The following is a 17,729-nucleotide window of genomic DNA, read 5'->3' as shown; positions in this document are numbered from 1 at the left end:
CGCGCTTTGGCGCGGGCGATGGCGGCTTCCACCGCGGCTTTACGCGGGTCGACCGGCTCGGCCGCCGGGGCTTCCGCCGGCGCGGCCTGCTGTTCGGCTTTGCGCGCTTTGGCGCGGGCGATAGCGGCTTCCACGGCCGCTTTGCGTGGATCGGCAGCGTCGGTCGACGGAGTTTCCGCCGGCGCGGCCTGCTGCTGCGCTTTACGCGCCCGGGCTTCGGCCTTCCGCGCTTCGCGGGCGGCGATCGCCTCGCTGTTGTCCGGTCTGGCGCCGGCCTGGATCACGATAGGCTGCGCGGCGTCGCGCTGTTTATCACGTACCCGGGCCAGGGCGGCGTTAATCGCATCCTGATCTTTGGCGGCAGGCTGGACGGCGGCTTTTTTATGCCGCTCGGCGCGGGCCGCTTTCTCACGCTCCAGGCGCGCCTGTCGGGCCTCGAATCGCGCCTTGGCTTCCGCAGCGCGCTGCTCTTCCTGGCGAATCGCCGCGATCTCGGCTTTCTCCTGACGGAAGTACTGCACCAGTGGAATATTGCTTGGGCATACCCACGCGCACGCGCCGCATTCGATGCAGTCCGCCAGATTGTGGGCGGTGGCTTTATCGTGCTGCTGGCCTTTGCTGAACCAGTAAAGCTGCTGCGGCAGCAGATCGGCCGGGCAGGCGTCAGCGCAGGCGCTGCAGCGAATGCAGCCTTTCTCTTCCTGCGGCTCGCCCATCTCGCTGGCGGAGGGGGCTAACAGACAGTTGGTGATCTTCACCACCGGGACGTCGAGCCCCGGCAGGGTAAAGCCCATCAGCGGCCCGCCCATGATCACCATCGGCTCGGCGCTGGCGCAGAAGCCGGCGTCGTTCAGCAGATGGCGCACCGGCGTGCCAAGGCGCGCCCAGACGTTGCCCGGCCGGGCTACCGCCTCGCCGGTGAGGGTGACTACGCGCTCGGTTAACGGCTCGCCGTCAATCACTGCGCGTTTCACCGCAAAGGCTGTACCGACGTTCTGCATCAGCACGCCAATGTCCGAAGAGCGACCACCGTGGGGTACCTGTTTGCCGGTGAGAATTTGGGTGAGCTGCTTGGCGCCGCCGGAGGGGTATTTGGTGGGGATCACGCGCAGCGAAATGCCATGGGCGTCGCAAAGCACCGCCCGCAGCATCGAGATGGCCTGCGGCTTATTGTCTTCAATGCCGATCAGCACCTCGTCAGGCTGCAGAATATGGGCAAGGATGCGGATCCCTTCGACAATCTGCGCCGCGCAGTCCTGCATCAGACGGTCGTCCGCCGTGATATAGGGTTCGCACTCGGCGGCGTTAATGATCAGCGTTTTAATTTTATCGCCGCCGCCGCGCAGTTTACTGCCGGTGGGGAAGCCCGCGCCGCCGAGGCCGGCAACGCCAAACTGGTGGATGCGCTCAATCAGCGCTTCACGGGTGCGGGTCTGATAGTCGCTCCAGCCGTCGCGTTCGATCCAGCGGTCTTCGCCGTCGGCGTCAATGATCACGCTCATCTCCGCCAGCGCGGACGGATGGGCAGTGGTGTGCGGGGCGATAGCGGCAACGGTGCCGGAGGTGGGAGCGTGAACCGGCAGCATTCTTCCCCAACCGCGGGTCAGCGGCTGGCCGCGCAGCACCCGGTCGCCGACCTTGACGCACAGTTCGCCTTCGGCGCCGATGTGCTGCTTCAGCGGGATCACAAAGCGCTGCGGCAGGGAAACCTGGCGCAGCGGGGTGCCGTTAGACTGGGTTTTCATCTCCGGCGGGTGAATACCGCCGTTAAAATCCCAGACTTTGTCTTTTCGGAAAGCGGAAAATAGCTTAAACATGTTGTTCCACAGGAATATTTCGCACCGGGATCGTATGCAGATCCCATTTCCAGGTTTCCGGGGTCGTCGCCACCGGAACGAGTGAAATGCACTGGGTCGGGCAGGGGGCAACACACAGGTTGCAGCCGGTGCACAGGTCGCTCATCACGGTATGCATGGCGCGGGTCGCCCCGACAATGGCATCCACCGGACACGCCTGAATACATTTGGTGCAGCCGATGCAGTTCGGCTCGTCAATCACGGCGAGCATGCGGGCCGGCTCGGCTGCCTGCTCGTCGCCGTCGACGGGCTGCGGGTCGACGTTGAGCAGGGCGGCGATTTTTAACATCACCGCTTCGCCACCCGGCGCGCAGCGGTTAATTTTCTCACCCTGCACGCCCACCGCTTCCGCATAGGGGCGGCAGCCAGGGTAGCCGCACTGCCCACACTGGCTCTGCGGCAACAGTTCATCAATTTTTTCCACCACCGGGTCGTCCTGCACCGCGAAACGGCGCGACGCGTACCCCAGTATTAAGCCGAAAATCAGCCCTAACAGGCTGATGGCGATCACGGCTATCCAGACTGCGCTCATTACAACTTCACCAAACCACTAAAGCCCATAAAGGCCAGAGACATTAAACCGGCGGTAATCAGCGCGATGGCATTACCGCGGAACGGCGCGGGGACATCGGCCACCACCAGACGCTCGCGGATCGCCGCGAACAGCACCATCACCAGCGAGAAGCCGACGGCGGCGGCAAAACCGTACAGCGCCGACTGCAGGAAATTGTGGCCCAGATTGATGTTCAGCAGCGCCACCCCAAGCACCGCGCAGTTGGTGGTGATCAGTGGCAAAAAGATCCCTAGCAGGCGATAAAGCGCCGGGCTGGTTTTACGCACCACCATCTCAGTGAACTGAACCACCACGGCGATAACCAGAATAAAGGCCAGGGTACGTAAATAAACCAGATTTAGCGGGATAAGGATCCAGGTATCAATCAGCCAGGCGCAAATAGAGGCCAGGGTCATCACGAAGGTGGTCGCGAGCCCCATTCCCATTGCGGTTTCCAGCTTTTTGGAAACACCCATAAACGGGCACAGGCCAAGAAACTTCACTAAAACGAAGTTATTGACAAGGACAGTACCGATAAAGAGCAGTAAATAATCAGCCATCATGCGACCTGAAACGAAAAAAAGCCGCTTATTATCGAATAAAACGATACCGGCGACAACAGGTTAAGTGTGGGGTTTTTACGGATTAACAAAGGTCCGTTTGACCCGCTGTGAACGGCGAAAATAGGGCGCCAGCAGCGCGGCGGCCAGCAGCGGAAACAGTAGCTGACGCAGAGCAAGGGCATCCGAAACGGGGGAGAAGGCAAACGCCTTTATCGCCAGCAACAGCGTAATGAGCAGCCAGATAATATAGTGTTTCGGCACCAGCGAGCGCCGCTTGAAAAAGGCGATGGTCAGCCAGAGCGTATAAAACCACATGGCGATGGCAAACAGCAGCGAGGCGACCCACAGCGCCATGTGTCCGGTGCTCATGGCGCGCAGCAGGGCCCAGGTCTGCGGCGACATGAGGGCATTGGCAAAAAATAGCAGCGATAACGAGGCGCTCAACAGCGCCAACAGCAACCAGGCCAGCGGTGCCAACAGCCAGCCGCCGATGCGCTCCGCAGATTGAGACGTCATGTTTCTCCCCTATTCAACGCCAGTATATAAAAGCAGGCCGGGAAGTATAAGCAACTGGCGTGAAGGATGACAGTCTTACTGCACGAATCGCCAAACGGATTTAGGCACCTGGCCCACATCGAACAATTTACCACCGGAAACCAGCTCTGCCCGGCGATGGTCGGCGGCGCGATACATATTAACGATCTCTTCGGTGTCAGTCAGGGAGTAGTTAAGGTGATCAAATAGTTTTTCAAGACTTTCCAGCGAACTGATTTTGCGGAATTTTAATAAATAGTCCAGAACGGTCATTTTCGTATCCATTTTATAATCGGAATAATTACGTTGAATATTATCAGCATTCACTAAACCTACTCTCAACCAACGGCGCCTTCTGCCGGGGCCGCGTGGAATGATTCAGGTTATAAAAACCCATGACAAGGAGCAAAGCCAACCTTGAAGAGCAGGGAGATGTTTAAGAATATTCTAAATCAGACCGGGCGCCGAATGGCGCCCGCAGGAGAAGATTAACGCTGTTCGCCGCGGCTGGCAATAACAGATTTGTACCAATAAAAACTCTTCTTTCGTTTGCGTGCCAGATTTTGCTGGTGGTCCACATAGACAAAGCCATATTGCTTTTGATAACCGTTGAGCCAGCTCAGCAAATCGATAAACGACCAGGGATAATAGCCGCGGACGTCCGCTCCCTGCGCCAGCGCCTTTTCCAGGGCGCCAATATGGCTGCTCAGATAGTCGATTCGCGGATCGTCGACCACCTCACCGGCAATAATCGGGTCTTTCGCCCCAAGGCCATTCTCGGTGATATAGATCGGGATATCGCCATAGCGCGCCTTGATCATCATAATGCCGTCGGTCAGCCCCTGCGGCCAGATCTCCCAGCCCCATTCGGTATAGGTGCTTTGCGGATTACGCACGAAATAGAATAACCCCTCCACGCCAGGCTCGCCGCCGGTGGGGATTTCGGGCGGCCGGGCGGATACCGTTTCCCGACGATAGTAATTCAGACCGATAAAGTCACAGCGGTTGTCTCGCAGCAGCGCGTCGTCCCCTGGAGCAAAGCGCGGTACGCCCCACAGCGCTTGAGTCTGCGCCAGCAGGGCAGCAGGATAGGCGCCTTTTAGCACCGGATCGTACAGCCAGTGGGTATGGATGGCGTCAGCCAGGTCGGTAGCCTGCCGGTCTGCCTCGCTGTCGGTGAGTGGGGTATGCGGCTGCAGCACATTGACGAAACCAATCTCGCCCGCCACGGCCATCTCGCGAAAAGCCTTCACCGCCAGCGCATGGGCGATAAACACATGATGACAGGCCTGGATGGCGCGCGCCGGATCGCGAACGGCCGGGGGATGCAGGCCGTTAATGTAGCCGTGGCCGATGAAGACAATGGTCTCGTTAAAGGTTGCCCACAGCTTCACCCGCGAACCAAAGCGCGCGTAGCACAGGCGGGCGTACTCGGCGAAGGCCTCGGCGGTGCTGCGTGCTTCCCAGCCGCCCTCATCCTGCAGGGCCTGCGGCAGGTCCCAGTGATAGAGGGTGATCATCGGCTCAATATTATGCGCCAGCAGTTCATCGATCAGATCGCTATAAAACTGCACGCCTGCTTCATTAACCTCGCCGCGCCCGGTGGGCAGCAGGCGGGGCCAGGAGATGGAAAAGCGATAGCTCTGCAGGCCCATCTCGGCCATCAACGCCACGTCTTCGCGAAAACGGTGATAGTGATCGACAGCGATATCGCCGGTGGTCCCTTCAAAGGTGGTTCCCGGCAGGTGAGAGTAAATATCCCAGATTGACGGTCCTTTACCGTCAGCGTCGTGCCCACCTTCGACCTGATACGCTGCGGTAGCGGCACCCCATAAAAAATGTTGCGGAAAAGCGGCCATGAAAAAGCTCCCAGTCTGATGATAGAGGGAGTGTAATCAAAGCAAGGAGAGGTGTGCAACCGGTTTCTGAAACCGGTTGCACAGTTGCGAAGCTGGTCACTGTTTCACGGCGGCGCTACTTTGTCTGCACCACATCCGCTGGCGGTGGCGACTGGTAATTATCAATATGGTGCGCGATAACCAAAAGCAGTGCGGAAATCCCAAAAACAATCCAGCCAATAAGTTCTACAATACGGGTAAAAACAGTCGTCATAACACTTCAATATCCTTTGAACACAGTGGGAAATGTTACTCTATGGTCAGCAGATCACAAGGGGTATCTGTCTGATTTTTCACGCATGCGGTAAAACCGTAAGTGGAAAAATGATAAGTTTGAGTCGCGGTTTGTAAGAATATTCTCATTAACCAGATATTGACATCAGCTGAATAAGCGAGGCGGTAACATGAGTGATGCGATCCGGGTGGGGCTGGTGGGCTATGGCTACGCCAGCAAAACGTTTCATGCGCCGTTAATCAGCGGCACGTCGGGCCTGGCGCTGACGACGGTCTCCAGCAGCGACGCGGCCAAAGTTCATGCCGACTGGCCTGGCGTGAAGGTGGTCAGTGCGGCGAGTGAATTGCTGAACGACCCGGAGATCGATCTGGTGGTCATCGCCACGCCGAACGACACGCACTTCCCACTGGCGAAAGCGGCGCTGGAGGCCGGGAAGCACGTGGTGGTGGATAAACCCTTTACCGTGACACTGTCACAGGCTCGCGAGCTGGAGAGCCTGGCGAAGCACTGGGGTCGGGTGCTGTCGGTATTTCACAACCGGCGCTGGGACAGTGATTTCTTAACGGTCAGAACATTGATCAACGAAGGCCAGCTGGGAGAGGTGGGTTACTTCGAATCACATTTCGACCGTTTCCGGCCGCAGGTGCGCCAGCGCTGGCGGGAGCAGGCGGGCCCCGGGAGCGGAATTTGGTATGATCTTGGACCGCATCTGCTCGACCAGGCGGTGGCGCTGTTTGGTCTGCCGGTGAGCATCACGGTCGATCTCGCTCAGCTTCGGCCCGGCGCGCAATCCACTGACTATTTTCACGCGGTGCTGGCCTATCCCCAGCGGCGGGTGGTGCTGCACGGCACATTGCTCGCCGCCGCGGAGAGCGCGCGCTTTATCGTCCACGGCTCGCGGGCCAGCTATATCAAGTACGGTCTCGACCCGCAGGAGGAGCGGTTGAAAAATGGCGAACGTTTGCCGCAGGAGGACTGGGGGTATGATATGCGTGACGGTACTCTCACTCGCGTCGAAGGCGACGAACGCAGCGAGGAGACGTGGCTGACGCTGCCGGGCAATTATCCCGCTTACTATGCCGCTATCCGCGATGCGCTCAACGGGGTGGGAGAAAACCCGGTCCCGGCCAGCGAGGCGATTCAGATCATGACCCTGATTGAGCTCGGTATTGAGTCGGCCCGGCACCGAGCCACGCTCAGCCTGGTGTGAAAAATAGCCCGGCAGCGCGGCTGCCGGGCCGGTAATCAGCCTTTGGCCACCCGCTGAATGAGCGAGGCTTTTTCCTGTTCGCTGAGAAACGCCTGAGTCAGTCCGTTGATCTGCGCCTGGCGGATCTGCTCCCGGCTCAGCCCCGCCGCCGGCGCCGCCACGGTGTATTCGTGGATAATGTCGACCCCCTGGACCGCCGGATCGTCAGTGTTGAGGCTCGCCAGCACGCCGTGCTCAAGGAACTGCTTCAGCGGATGCTGGGCCAGAGAGGGCACGGTGCTGGTTTGCACGTTCGAGGTGAGGCAGGACTCAATCCCGATGCGGTGCTCGGCCAGATAGTCCATCAGGGCGGGATCCTGTACCGCTTTTACCCCATGGCCGATGCGCTCGGCGCCCAGTTCACGGATGGCCTGCCAGATACTTTCCGGGCCGGCCGCTTCGCCAGCGTGGACGGTGATATGCCACCCGGCATCGCGAGCCTGGTTAAAATGACTGAGGAACAGCGCCCCCGGGAAGCCCAGCTCATCGCCAGCGAGGTCGAGGGCGGTGATGCCATCGCGGTGGGCGAGCAGGGCCGCCAGCTCTTCCTGACAGGCCGCTTCGCCAAAGGTGCGGCTCAAAATGCCGATCAGGCGGGCATCGACCTGGAAATCGCGGCACCCCTCACGTACCCCGGCGATCACTGCCTCTACCACGCCGTCGACCGGCAGCTGGTGGGTCATCGCCATATAGCGGGGGGAGAAGCGCAGCTCCACGTAGTGCAGGCCATTGCGCGCCGCGTCTTCGACGTTCTCATACGCCACGCGACGGCAGGCTTCCAGCGAGGCCAGGACTTTTACCCCCCAGTCGAGCTTGGCGAGAAAACTGACCAGATCGGGCTCCAGGCTGGTGACCTGGACGTGGGGACGCAGCGTGTCAAGGGTGGTAGCGGGAAGGGTGATGTTAAACTCGCGGCCAAGATCGAGGATGGTTTGGGCCCGGATGTTACCGTCAAGGTGGCGGTGAATGTCGGTTAATGGCAATGAGGAATCAATCATGATCGCACTCTTTTTTTAGTTAAAGTGCACGTCATTATACAACAGATACCTAACGCTTTAAAACGATTGAAAAAAGGCAAAAGAAACAAACGCCTGCGCCAGGCCCGGCCGGCGCAGCAGAATGCGGCGCATAATCATTTACATTTATATTTTATTTGAATGTATTCATGTTACATATTAAATTCTGCTTACTTTATCGACGATGAGGCAGGGATGCGGATGTGGAAAGCGTAATCCATAATAATATTGAGGGTTTTCTGCTGTTGTTATTAAGCATGTGGCCCATTCTGTTGGTGGTATTCGTTGGCGTCGCCATCTCCTTCTATACCATGCTGTTACGCAAAACGGCGCTGGCCTGCCTGCTGTTCGCCGTCGCCATCGGCGCCGCAGGCTGGAGCTTTGCCTGACGCCAGGCCTCAGGGTTTATCCAGCAGGCTCATACTGGAGGTGGCGGCGCCATCATTCAGATTGGACGGCGAATGCCAGTCGCGGCCCGCCAGGGCGCTGTCTCCCTGACCGCTGCTGGCGACGCTGTCCTGCTGCGTCGACAGCGTTGACCCTTCAAGCGCTTCCTCTGCCCCCGACTGGTCGGGCAGAGAACTGCTATACCCGCCATTGTTCGAATACGTATCCATACCGTTGACTTCATTCGGCACCGTGTCGGTGGTGGTCCCGTCATCGTTAATGCAAAATGAGCCGCCGATGCCGTTAGGCTGACAGTCCGCGGCGAAAGTCGGGCTGGCCAACGCGGTCAGCAGCAATAGCGGTAAGCTGATTTTCTTCATTTTTATCTCCATACGCAGCGTGGCCGACAGATGTTCTCAACTATAGAGGGGAGAGCGCGGCGGCAGGTAACAAAACTGTTTAATTTTGTAATAGCTCATGGTATCCGGCGCCCGTTCGCGTGGCCCGGGCGCAGCGGCTCGGCACAATGCGGTAATCATTTGTTAATTCAACGTAAAGGTTAATGAAAATTTAAGGGAAGGCCGCTATGTTGGCAGCATCACACTTTCCATTAAGGATATTCCATGCGCGATAAATATTCCGGCCTGCAGATTGGCATCCACTGGCTGGTCTTCTTGCTGGTTGTGGTGGCCTATGCGGCGATGGAGCTGCGCGGATTTTTCCCCCGCAGCGATCGGCCGCTGATTAATATGATTCATGTTTCCTGCGGGATCGCCATTTGCGTGCTGATGGCGGCGCGTCTGCTGGTGCGGCTGAAAACGCCGACGCCGCCGATCGTGCCGAAGCCGTCGCCAATGATGACCGGTTTCGCCCATCTCGGCCATCTGGTTATTTATCTGCTGTTTATTGCCCTGCCGCTGATCGGCATGGTGATGATGTACTGGCGCGGGAATCCCTGGTACGCCTTTGGCCTGACGATGCCGTATGCCCCGCAGAGCGATTTTGAGCGGGTGGACACCCTGAAAGCGATCCATGAATGGTTAGCGAATGCCGGTTACTTCGTGATTGGCCTGCATGCCTTTGCCGCGCTGCTTCATCATTACTGGTGGAAAGATAATACCCTGCTGCGAATGATGCCCCGTAAGCGCTGAATCACTCGCTTCAACATTCAGACCCCGTCCCGCGACGGGGTTTTTTTTGCCTTTGCGGCTAATAAAATATAGTATACCCCCCTATATGATACGGAGGCGTTATCGTGCCACATTCACCTGAAGATAAAAAACGGGCCCTCAGCCGCGTACGCCGCATCCGCGGCCAGGTTGAAGCCCTTGAACGCGCGCTGGAGTCAGGCGAACCCTGTATGACTATCCTGCAGCAGATCGCCTCGATTCGCGGGGCGGCAAACGGTCTGATGGGCGAAATGGTGGAGATCCACCTGCAGGACGAGCTGGTCAGCGGCGACACCACCCCGGACCAGCGGGCCGCCAGAATGGCAGAGGTCGGTCATCTGCTACGATCTTATTTAAAATAACATCACGACGAGGAAGAGACAGTTATGAAATCACGCGCAGCAGTGGCCTTTGGCCCCGGTCAGCCGTTAAAAATCGTAGAGATTGACGTCGCGCCGCCGAAAAAAGGCGAAGTTCTGGTGAAAATCACCCATACCGGCGTGTGCCATACCGATGCCTTCACCCTTTCCGGCGACGATCCGGAAGGCGTCTTCCCGGCGGTGCTGGGCCATGAAGGCGGCGGCGTGGTCGTGGAAGTGGGCGAGGGCGTCACCAGTCTTAAGCCGGGCGATCATGTCATCCCGCTGTATACCGCCGAATGCGGCGAGTGCAAGTTCTGTAAGTCGGGGAAAACCAATCTCTGCCAGGCGGTGCGCGCCACCCAGGGCAAAGGGCTGATGCCGGACGGCACCACCCGTTTCTCGTATAACGGCGAACCGATTTATCACTACATGGGCACCAGCACCTTCAGCGAATACACGGTCTGCGCTGAGATCTCGCTGGCGAAAGTCAATCCGCAGGCGCCGCTGGATAAAGTGTGTCTGCTGGGCTGCGGCGTGACCACCGGCATCGGCGCGGTGCACAACACGGCGAAGGTTAAGCCCGGGGATACCGTCGCGGTCTTTGGTCTGGGCGGCATCGGACTGGCGGTGATCCAGGGCGCCGTGCAGGCGCAAGCCGGACGCATTCTGGCGGTCGATACTAACCCGGATAAGTTCACTCTCGCGAAAGAGATGGGGGCTACCGACTTTATCAACCCCAACGACTACGATAAGCCCATTCAGGATGTGATCGTTGAGCTGACCGACGGCGGGGTGGATTTCAGCTTCGAGTGCATCGGTAATGTCAATGTGATGCGCGCGGCGCTGGAATGCTGCCATAAAGGCTGGGGCGAGAGCGTCATTATCGGCGTGGCCGGCGCCGGGCAGGAGATCAAGACCCGTCCGTTCCAGCTGGTGACTGGCCGGGTGTGGCGCGGCTCCGCCTTTGGCGGCGTGAAAGGCCGTAGCCAGCTGCCGGGAATGGTAGAAGACGCGATGGCGGGTAAAATTCGCCTCGACCCGTTTATTACTCATCGCCTGCCGTTGGCGCAAATTAACGAGGCCTTTGACCTGATGCATGAAGGCAAATCGATTCGCACCGTGATCCACTTTGGCGACCAGTAATCGCTAACGCGCAAGGCGTTTCGTCAGCAGCAAAAAAGGGCCCGAATGGGCCCTTTTGCTTAGGTCAATCAGTGATGGTCAGGAAGCGCATAGGCGATAATGTAATCGCCGCGATCCGGAGACTGACGGGCGCCGCCCGCATTGATAATGATGTATTGCTTACCGGTTTTCGGCGACACGTAGGTCATCGGGCCGGACTGACTGCCAACCGGCAGACGGGATTTCCAGATCTCCTTGCCGTTAGCGGTATCAAAGGCGCGCAGGTAGAAATCCTGAGTACCGGCGAAGAACAACAGCCCGGACTGCGTCGCCAGCGACGCGCCAAGGGTCGGCATACCGATCGGAATCGGCATATGCATGCGGATCCCCAGCGGCCCGGTATCCTCTACGGTGCCTACCGGCACCTGCCACACCAGTTTCCCGGTTTTCAGATCCACAGCGGACATGGTGCCGAAAGGCGGTTTCTGGCACGGAATGCCCAGCGGCGACAGGAAACGTTCGCGCATGGCGCCAAACGGCGTGCCTTCCATCGGCACGATGCCCATCTCAATGCCGCTGGCGTCTTTCGCTACCTTCTCGCGCGGCACCATATAGTTGGCGAGACCGAGACGCATATCGTTAACGAACATCAGGCTGTTGTTGGGATCCACCGAGACGCTGCCCCAGTTCATGCCGCCGAGCGAGCCCGGGAACTGCAGGGAGCGGTCTTCCCCCGGCGGGGTAAAGACTCCCTGGTGGCGCATCTCTTTGAACTGGATACGGCACAGCAGCAGGTCGATCGGCGTCGCGCCCCACATATCGGACTCGGTCAGCGTCTGGTTGCCGATCATCGGCATTCCCACCGAGTAAGGCTGCGTCGGCGAGTAGCGCTCGCCTTTGACGTTGCCCACCGGCACCGGTCGCTCTTCCACTTTCGCCACCGGCTCGCCGGTTTCGCGATTGAGCATAAAGATCATACCCTGCTTGCTGGTCTGCACCAGCACCGGGGTGGTGCCGCCCTTGCCGTCAGGCAGATCGTACAGCAGCGGCTGAGACGGCAGGTCAAAGTCCCACAGGTCGTGGTGGGTGGTCTGGAAGTGCCAGCGTACCTGGCCGGTCGCGGCATCCACAGCGACGATGGAGGAGCTGTATTTGTCGTCCAGCGCGGTTCGTTCGCTGCCGAAGAAGTCTGGCGTAGCGTTGCCGGTCGGCAGATAGATCAGGTTCAGCTTCGCGTCGTAAGACATCGCCGACCAGACGTTCGGCGTGCCGCGCGTATAGGTCTGGCCCTCCGGCGGTACGCCGGTCAGCGCCGGATTACCCGGATCCCACGCCCAGGCCAGTTTACCGGTATGGACGTCAAACGCGCGGACCACCCCCGGCGGTTCGCCGGTAGAGTAGTTATCCGCGACGCGGCCGCCCACCACCACCACATTGCCCGCGACCAGCGGGGTGGAGGTCTGTTGATAGTAGCCCGCTTTGACTTCGCCCATTCCGACGCTGAGGTCGACAATACCGCGATCGCCGAAGCTCTCGCACAGTTTGCTGGTGTCGGCATCAATGGCGATCAGGCGGGCATCGATCGTCGGCAGGAACAGACGACGGGAGCAGGCGGCAGGCTGGGCGCCTGACGCTGGCGTCGTCTGCGCCTGGCTATCTTCGTAATAGCCTAAGCCGCGGCAGCGCTGCCAGTTAGGCGAAGAGGATTTGGAGTCATAGCGCCATTTCTCTTTGCCGCTGTCGACATCCAGCGCCAGCACTTTGCTGTATGGGGTACAGACGTAGAGGGTATCGCCAATCTGCAGCGGGGTATTCTGATCTTCCGCACCGGAGCCATTGCTCTGCGGAATATCCCCAGTATGCGCCACCCAGGCTACCTGCAGCTGGTTGACGTTGTGCTTGTTGATTTGATCGAGAGCGGCGAAGCGGTCGCCGTGGGTGGTGTTGCCCCAGTGCGCCCAGTTTTTCTGCTCTTCGCCCGGCGCGACGGGTTTCACCGGTACCGCTTCCGTGGCGCTGACCAGCGGTTCGGATTTAAACATCCAGCCAAAGCTTCCCGCCAGCGCCACGGCGAGCACGGCAGCGATGGCAAAAGCCGGGCCTTTTTTCGCCGGCGGGCTGGCGAGGAAAGGCCAGACCAGGGCGGCGAGAAAGGCCAGCACGCCAAGGGCGAACAGGCGCGAGAAGAGCGGCCAGAAGTTCCAGCCAGCGTCGCCGATCGCCCAGATCACTGAGGCGATAAACGCCACGGCGTACAGCAAAATCCCGCCGCGGCGGCGACGGAAAATTAGCACTGCCGCGATAACCATCACCACGCCCATCAGCGCAAAGTACAGCGTGCCGCCGACGAGAGCCAGTTTTGCCCCCAGAATACCGATAGCCAGACCGATGATCAGCATCAGTCCGGCGAGAAGCCACTGCAGGATCCGGGGGAATCCGCGCGGCGCGTTGCCAGTTGTCATGAAATCTCCTTAACCACACCAGCCACCTCATTACGAACCAAATGAAACAAAGTTATTTTGTTTTATTTTTGAGTGAAGTGGTTTTTATCTTCATAAAGCCAAATTTATTGCCTGCTTTGATTTCATATGAACCATTTGGTGAAATCGCGATATGATAGATCTGTTAAAGAAATTTGCGCAAATGTTAATAAATAATTTCGCACTAAATGATTATTTTGCTGAATGTGTCTCAGTCGGCGTCGACTCCCCGGCCGCGACGGGCCGGGGGAGCGGCGGATCAGGCAGGCATTGATTTACGAATAGCGCTGAGCAGGGTGTGCGTCCCGGGGGTCAGCGTCGCATCGACGCGGGTTAAAATGCCGATGGGCTCCCCGGCGCCCTGGGTGGCAATCGGCAGGGCGGTCAGTACGCCACGGCGAAGATCGTCTTTCACCGCCCCGGAAGGGACGAACCAGACATAGTCAAAATCAACTGTTAGCTGGCGCGATAGGGAAGCGGACAGAGTCTCGATGCAGCCGGCGGGCATTTTACACCCCTGGCTCTGGAGCAGCGCTTCGGCGTTTTGCCGCGGCACGGTGCCCTTTGGCGAGACCACCACCGGCCACTCCATCACCCGACTGAGGGTCACCGTCTCCTGCAGCAGGGGATGTCCCGGACGAACCACCAGCTTAAGGGATTCCAGGAACAGCAGTTCGTAATGCAGGCCGCTCATCAGCTCCGGATCGGACATCCGTCCGATGCCGATGTCGATCTCCCCGGACTTTAACCCGGCGAGCAGCATGGTGTTGTTCATGGTGGCGACCTGCAGCGTGATATCTTTTTGCTGCTTATGGAACTGGCCGATCACCGTCGGCAGGATCCCCAGCGCGGCGGTAGGCAGCGCGCCGATGCGTACAATATCGTTATTCAGGCCCTCTTTACGGTTCAGCGCCTGGCCCGCCGAGTTAAGGGCATCAAGCACCTTCACGGCATGAGTCAGAAACTGTTCCCCGACCAGGGTCAGCTGCGCCCCCAGACGTCCCCGCTCAAACAGACGGGTACCGGTCAGCTGTTCAAGTTCGTTAAGCGTTTTTGAAAGTGCTGGCTGGCTCAGATTTAAAGTTTCAGCCGCGCGCCCCAGCGTTCCCTGTTGAGCGACGGCCACGAAGGTGTGTAGATGGCGCAAGCGAATGCGCTGACTGAAGAGACCATTTTTTTCCATAGTAAGATGATGTTAAAAACACAGCGGTGAAAGAGACAAGCGGCCTTGTTTAAATTTGATAACCAGATAGCAAAATATTTTTAACATTTGAGCTGATTACATTACAAGATCTTTCCCTATGGTTTAACACGCCGCCGCCCCGGCTGTGCGGGGCGACGGCGGTGGTCTGCATGGCCGCTAGATATCGAAAAAGACGGTTTCGTTCTCGCCCTGCAGATAAATGTCGAAACGATAGACCACTTCCGCACCGCGAACTTCGCGCTCAGCGATTAAGGTTTTGCGTCTCACCTCCCACTCGATGAGATTCAGTACCGGGTCGCTGGCGTTGGCCTCGTGCTCATCGGCAAAATACATCCGCGTATTGAGGCCAATATTGATCCCCCGGGCCACCACCCACAGATTGACGTGCGGCGCCATCAGACGGCCATCGCGGCCAACCACCGCGCCGGGCTTGATGGTTTCAAAGCGCCAGACGCCGGAGGTGAAGTCAGAGCAGGTGCGCCCCCAGCCGCGAAAGCCCGGGTCGACCGCTTTCTGCTGCTGACGATCGTCAGGATGGTTATAGCGTCCCGCGGCGTTGGCCTGCCAGATCTCCAGCAGCACATCGCGGACCGGGGTTCCGGAGCCGTCGATAACCCGGCCTTCAATGGTGATCCGTTCCCCGACGGTATCGGCGGTGGTGAGAACCGGACCAAAATTTTTCTCAAAAATATGGAAACCCGCGGCGTCCGGCGCCAGACCAATATGAACATAGGGTCCCGCGGTCTGCGAGGCGGTTTCAGGCAGATACTCTTTCATCGGGCGGCCCCCTGAGTGCGATTTTCAAACAGCGTGGCGCGATGGCCGCGCAGAACAAGGTCGAAGCGGTAGGCCAGGCAATCCAGCGGCACGGCGGCGTGCATGTCCAGCTCGGCGATCAGGGTGCGCACGGCGTCGTCATTATTAATGGTTCTGACGATCGGGCACTGCTTGATCAGCGGGTCGCCTTCGAAATACATCTGGGTGATCAGGCGCTGGGCCCAGGCGTCGCCCGAGAGCGAGAAATGAATATGCGCCGGACGCCAGTCGCTGGCCTGGTTGCGCCAGGGGTAGGGGCCGGGCTTGATGGTGCGAAAACAGTAATAGCCGTTCTCGTCGGTCAGCACCCGGCCGCAGCCGCCGAAGTTCGGGTCAATCGGCGCCAGATACTGATCTTTTTTATGTCGATAGCGGCCGCCGGCATTGGCCTGCCAGACTTCCACCAGGGTGTTTTTCATCGGTCGGCCGAAGCCATCCCGCACGTAGCCGTGCACAATGATCCGCTCGCCAATCGGCAGGCCTTCTTTGGCATAGTTGAGGATAAGGTCATTATCCAGCGGACCCAGGTCGTCGCGGCTAAACACCGGGCCGGTGATCTCCGACAGCGAGTTCTGCAAGGAGATCAGGGCGTTTTTCGGGGAGCGCAGGACGCTGGTTTTATAGCCCGGGGCGTAAGCGGGCGGGTGACTACTGTAATCGCGATGGATAACCTCGCGCGGGGACCATTTATCGTTCATCGGGTACTCCGTATAGAGGGTAGAGGGGCATGTTGTTGTAATGTCGCCAGAAACAGTGTGTGTAAATGTATTGTTAATTTAAAGTGAAATTACCGGGTGTTTTTCATAACCATCGGTTATGTTCTGCGCTATGCCCGTGACCGGAAGCAGGTTATCGCCATCACAGTTTGTAAATTCTTCCCCCCGCCGGGAGGCAGCTTTCCTACACTCCAGGAAGTATTCACTGGAGGTAACACATCATGGCGAACACCATCACGGCTGATGAGATTCGGGAGCACTTTTCGCAGGCCATGTCGGCTATGTACCAGCAGGAAGTTCCGCAGTACGGGACGCTGCTGGAGCTGGTGGCTGACGTCAACCTGGCGGTACTGGAAAATAATCCGAAGCTGCATGAACAACTGGCCAACGCCGACGAGCTGGCGCGTCTGAACGTTGAGCGCCACGGGGCGATCCGCGTGGGCACAGCGGAGGAACTGGCGACGCTGCGTCGCATGTTTGCCATTATGGGGATGTATCCCGTCAGCTATTACGATCTCTCGCAGGCCGGCGTGCCGGTTCACTCCACGGCGTTTCGTCCTGTCGACGATGCCGCGCTGGCGCGCAATCCGTTTCGGGTATTTACCTCGCTGCTGCGTCTGGAGCTGATCGAAAACCGCGCTCTGCGCGAGCGGGCCGAGGCGATCCTCGCCCGGCGCAACATATTCACTCCCCGCTGCCTGGCGCTGATCGCCCGGCACGAGGCCGAAGGGGCCTTCACCCCAGCGGAAGCCCGCGAGTTTGTGCAGGAGGCGCTGGAGACCTTCCGCTGGCACCGGCATGCCACCGTCGATGAGGAGACCTACCACGCGCTGCATCGCGAACATCGCCTGATTGCCGATGTGGTCTGCTTCCCGGGATGCCATATCAACCACCTCACGCCGCGGACGCTGGATATTGACCGCGCGCAGGCCCTGATGCCGGAGTGCGGTATTGAGCCAAAGGCCCTGATCGAAGGCCCGCCGCGCCGGGAGGTACCGATCCTCCTGCGGCAGACCAGCTTCAAGGCGCTTGAGGAGCCGGTGATGTTCGCCGGCGAACACCGCGGCACCCACAGCGCCCGCTTTGGCGAAATTGAGCAGCGCGGCGTGGCGCTGACGCCGAAAGGGCGCGCGCTGTACGACCGGCTGCTGCAGGCGGCAGGGACCGGCAAAGACAATCTCAGCCACCAGCTGCATCTGCAGGAGGTGTTCCGCGAATTTCCCGACAGCGAATTTCTGCTGCGTCAGCAGGGGCTGGCCTGGTTTCGCTACCGCCTGACGCCGGCTGGCGAGGCCCATCGCCAGGCGTTTCGCCCGGGCGACGATCCCCAGCCGCTGATCGAGCGCGGATGGGTGGTGGCCCAGCCCATCGTCTATGAGGATTTTTTACCGGTCAGCGCGGCGGGCATTTTTCAGTCCAATCTGGGTAACAAAACCCAGGCGCGCAGCCACGGGAATGCCAGCCGCGAAGCCTTTGAGGCGGCGCTGGGCTGCCCGGTGCAGGATGAGTTTGAACTGTACCGGCAGGCGGAGGAGCGCAGCAAACGACGTTGCGGTCTGCTGTAAAATC

The 17,729-nt window shown here is 59.1% G+C and carries 19 protein-coding genes; 6 read left to right on the top strand and 13 right to left on the bottom strand.

From position 1 onward, the window contains the following. From rsxC to blr, 7 genes are all read right to left on the bottom strand, one after another. On the bottom strand, positions 1 to 1,817 hold a 1,817-nt coding region (rsxC, locus tag QLG03_RS17300; RefSeq protein ID WP_282473661.1), incomplete at its 3' end, for an electron transport complex subunit RsxC. Then, positions 1,810 to 2,388 carry an electron transport complex subunit RsxB gene (rsxB, locus tag QLG03_RS17295; protein ID WP_004202846.1) on the bottom strand — a complete coding sequence of 193 codons (579 nt, stop codon included), beginning with the start codon at positions 2,386 to 2,388 and terminating at the stop codon, positions 1,810 to 1,812. The genes rsxC and rsxB, both read right to left, overlap by 8 nt. Next, positions 2,388 to 2,969, bottom strand: a complete 582-nt coding sequence (gene rsxA / locus QLG03_RS17290) for an electron transport complex subunit RsxA (protein WP_002907658.1) — start codon at positions 2,967 to 2,969, stop codon at positions 2,388 to 2,390. Before rsxA ends, rsxB begins: the two co-directional genes overlap by 1 nt. A gap of 78 nt (positions 2,970 to 3,047) precedes the next feature. Beyond that, positions 3,048 to 3,488 (bottom strand): DUF2569 domain-containing protein, encoded by a 441-nt coding sequence (locus QLG03_RS17285; RefSeq protein WP_023289920.1) that lies wholly within the window; start codon positions 3,486 to 3,488, stop codon positions 3,048 to 3,050. Between the two features lie 75 nt (positions 3,489 to 3,563). After that, positions 3,564 to 3,779 (bottom strand): transcription modulator YdgT, encoded by a 216-nt coding sequence (gene ydgT / locus QLG03_RS17280; RefSeq protein WP_004202843.1) that lies wholly within the window; start codon positions 3,777 to 3,779, stop codon positions 3,564 to 3,566. Between the two features lie 215 nt (positions 3,780 to 3,994). After that, on the bottom strand, positions 3,995 to 5,365 hold the full coding sequence (locus QLG03_RS17275) for a GH1 family beta-glucosidase (protein ID WP_233672700.1): 1,371 nt from the start codon (positions 5,363 to 5,365) through the stop codon (positions 3,995 to 3,997). A 115-nt stretch (positions 5,366 to 5,480) separates the two neighbouring features. Next, positions 5,481 to 5,618, bottom strand: a complete 138-nt coding sequence (gene blr / locus QLG03_RS17270; RefSeq protein ID WP_012541534.1) for a division septum protein Blr — start codon at positions 5,616 to 5,618, stop codon at positions 5,481 to 5,483. 190 nt (positions 5,619 to 5,808) lie between these two features. Here blr and QLG03_RS17265 point away from each other — a divergent pair, with 190 nt between their 5' ends. Continuing rightward, positions 5,809 to 6,849, top strand: coding sequence for an oxidoreductase (locus QLG03_RS17265; RefSeq protein WP_233672701.1), 1,041 nt, complete (start codon positions 5,809 to 5,811; stop codon positions 6,847 to 6,849). Between the two features lie 35 nt (positions 6,850 to 6,884). On the opposite strand, the gene add is transcribed toward QLG03_RS17265, so the two are convergent. Further along, on the bottom strand, positions 6,885 to 7,886 hold the full coding sequence (gene add / locus QLG03_RS17260) for an adenosine deaminase (RefSeq protein WP_065881535.1): 1,002 nt from the start codon (positions 7,884 to 7,886) through the stop codon (positions 6,885 to 6,887). A 221-nt stretch (positions 7,887 to 8,107) separates the two neighbouring features. On the opposite strand from add, the gene QLG03_RS17255 reads away from it, so the two are divergent. Further along, positions 8,108 to 8,293 carry a hypothetical protein gene (locus tag QLG03_RS17255; RefSeq protein ID WP_004202827.1) on the top strand — a complete coding sequence of 62 codons (186 nt, stop codon included), beginning with the start codon at positions 8,108 to 8,110 and terminating at the stop codon, positions 8,291 to 8,293. A gap of 9 nt (positions 8,294 to 8,302) precedes the next feature. Here QLG03_RS17255 and QLG03_RS17250 read toward each other — a convergent pair whose 3' ends face one another. Then, positions 8,303 to 8,671: a hypothetical protein gene (locus QLG03_RS17250; protein ID WP_004202826.1), complete on the bottom strand. Its 369-nt coding sequence runs from the start codon at positions 8,669 to 8,671 to the stop codon at positions 8,303 to 8,305. A gap of 243 nt (positions 8,672 to 8,914) precedes the next feature. Here QLG03_RS17250 and cybB point away from each other — a divergent pair, with 243 nt between their 5' ends. The 3 genes from cybB (at position 8,915) to QLG03_RS17235 (ending at position 10,965) form a co-directional block, all read left to right on the top strand. Continuing rightward, complete coding sequence (gene cybB / locus QLG03_RS17245; RefSeq protein WP_023289917.1) at positions 8,915 to 9,442, top strand: cytochrome b561; 528 nt, start codon at positions 8,915 to 8,917, stop codon at positions 9,440 to 9,442. A 104-nt stretch (positions 9,443 to 9,546) separates the two neighbouring features. Continuing rightward, the gene (locus QLG03_RS17240; protein WP_004202822.1) at positions 9,547 to 9,822 is read left to right on the top strand and encodes a metal/formaldehyde-sensitive transcriptional repressor; all 276 of its coding nucleotides are present in this window, start codon (positions 9,547 to 9,549) and stop codon (positions 9,820 to 9,822) included. A gap of 24 nt (positions 9,823 to 9,846) precedes the next feature. Further along, positions 9,847 to 10,965, top strand: a complete 1,119-nt coding sequence (locus tag QLG03_RS17235) for an S-(hydroxymethyl)glutathione dehydrogenase/class III alcohol dehydrogenase (protein ID WP_023289916.1) — start codon at positions 9,847 to 9,849, stop codon at positions 10,963 to 10,965. Positions 10,966 to 11,033: 68 nt separating this feature from the next. Here QLG03_RS17235 and QLG03_RS17230 read toward each other — a convergent pair whose 3' ends face one another. The 4 genes from QLG03_RS17230 to pcaH form a co-directional block, all read right to left on the bottom strand. Next, entirely contained in the window at positions 11,034 to 13,406 is a 2,373-nt protein-coding gene (locus QLG03_RS17230; protein WP_255987727.1) for a membrane-bound PQQ-dependent dehydrogenase, glucose/quinate/shikimate family, read from the bottom strand. A 277-nt stretch (positions 13,407 to 13,683) separates the two neighbouring features. Then, positions 13,684 to 14,607 (bottom strand): LysR substrate-binding domain-containing protein, encoded by a 924-nt coding sequence (locus tag QLG03_RS17225; RefSeq protein WP_023289914.1) that lies wholly within the window; start codon positions 14,605 to 14,607, stop codon positions 13,684 to 13,686. Positions 14,608 to 14,784: 177 nt separating this feature from the next. After that, the gene (gene pcaG / locus QLG03_RS17220) at positions 14,785 to 15,405 is read right to left on the bottom strand and encodes a protocatechuate 3,4-dioxygenase subunit alpha (protein WP_023289913.1); all 621 of its coding nucleotides are present in this window, start codon (positions 15,403 to 15,405) and stop codon (positions 14,785 to 14,787) included. Then, a complete protein-coding gene (gene pcaH, locus QLG03_RS17215; RefSeq protein ID WP_004202816.1) occupies positions 15,402 to 16,142 on the bottom strand; it encodes a protocatechuate 3,4-dioxygenase subunit beta in 741 nt (246 codons plus the stop codon). The genes pcaG and pcaH overlap by 4 nt, the downstream gene beginning before the upstream one ends. Before the next feature lie 239 nt (positions 16,143 to 16,381). On the opposite strand from pcaH, the gene QLG03_RS17210 reads away from it, so the two are divergent. Continuing rightward, a complete protein-coding gene (locus tag QLG03_RS17210; RefSeq protein ID WP_255987726.1) occupies positions 16,382 to 17,725 on the top strand; it encodes a VOC family protein in 1,344 nt (447 codons plus the stop codon). Positions 17,726 to 17,729: the final 4 nt, after the last annotated feature.

The sequence above is a fragment of the Klebsiella sp. V115_8 genome (assembly GCF_029967715.1).
GTDB lineage: Bacteria > Pseudomonadota > Gammaproteobacteria > Enterobacterales > Enterobacteriaceae > Klebsiella > Klebsiella quasipneumoniae.
Note: the sequence above shows the minus strand (reverse complement) of the source record. Positions and strands in the feature narration are given on the sequence as shown.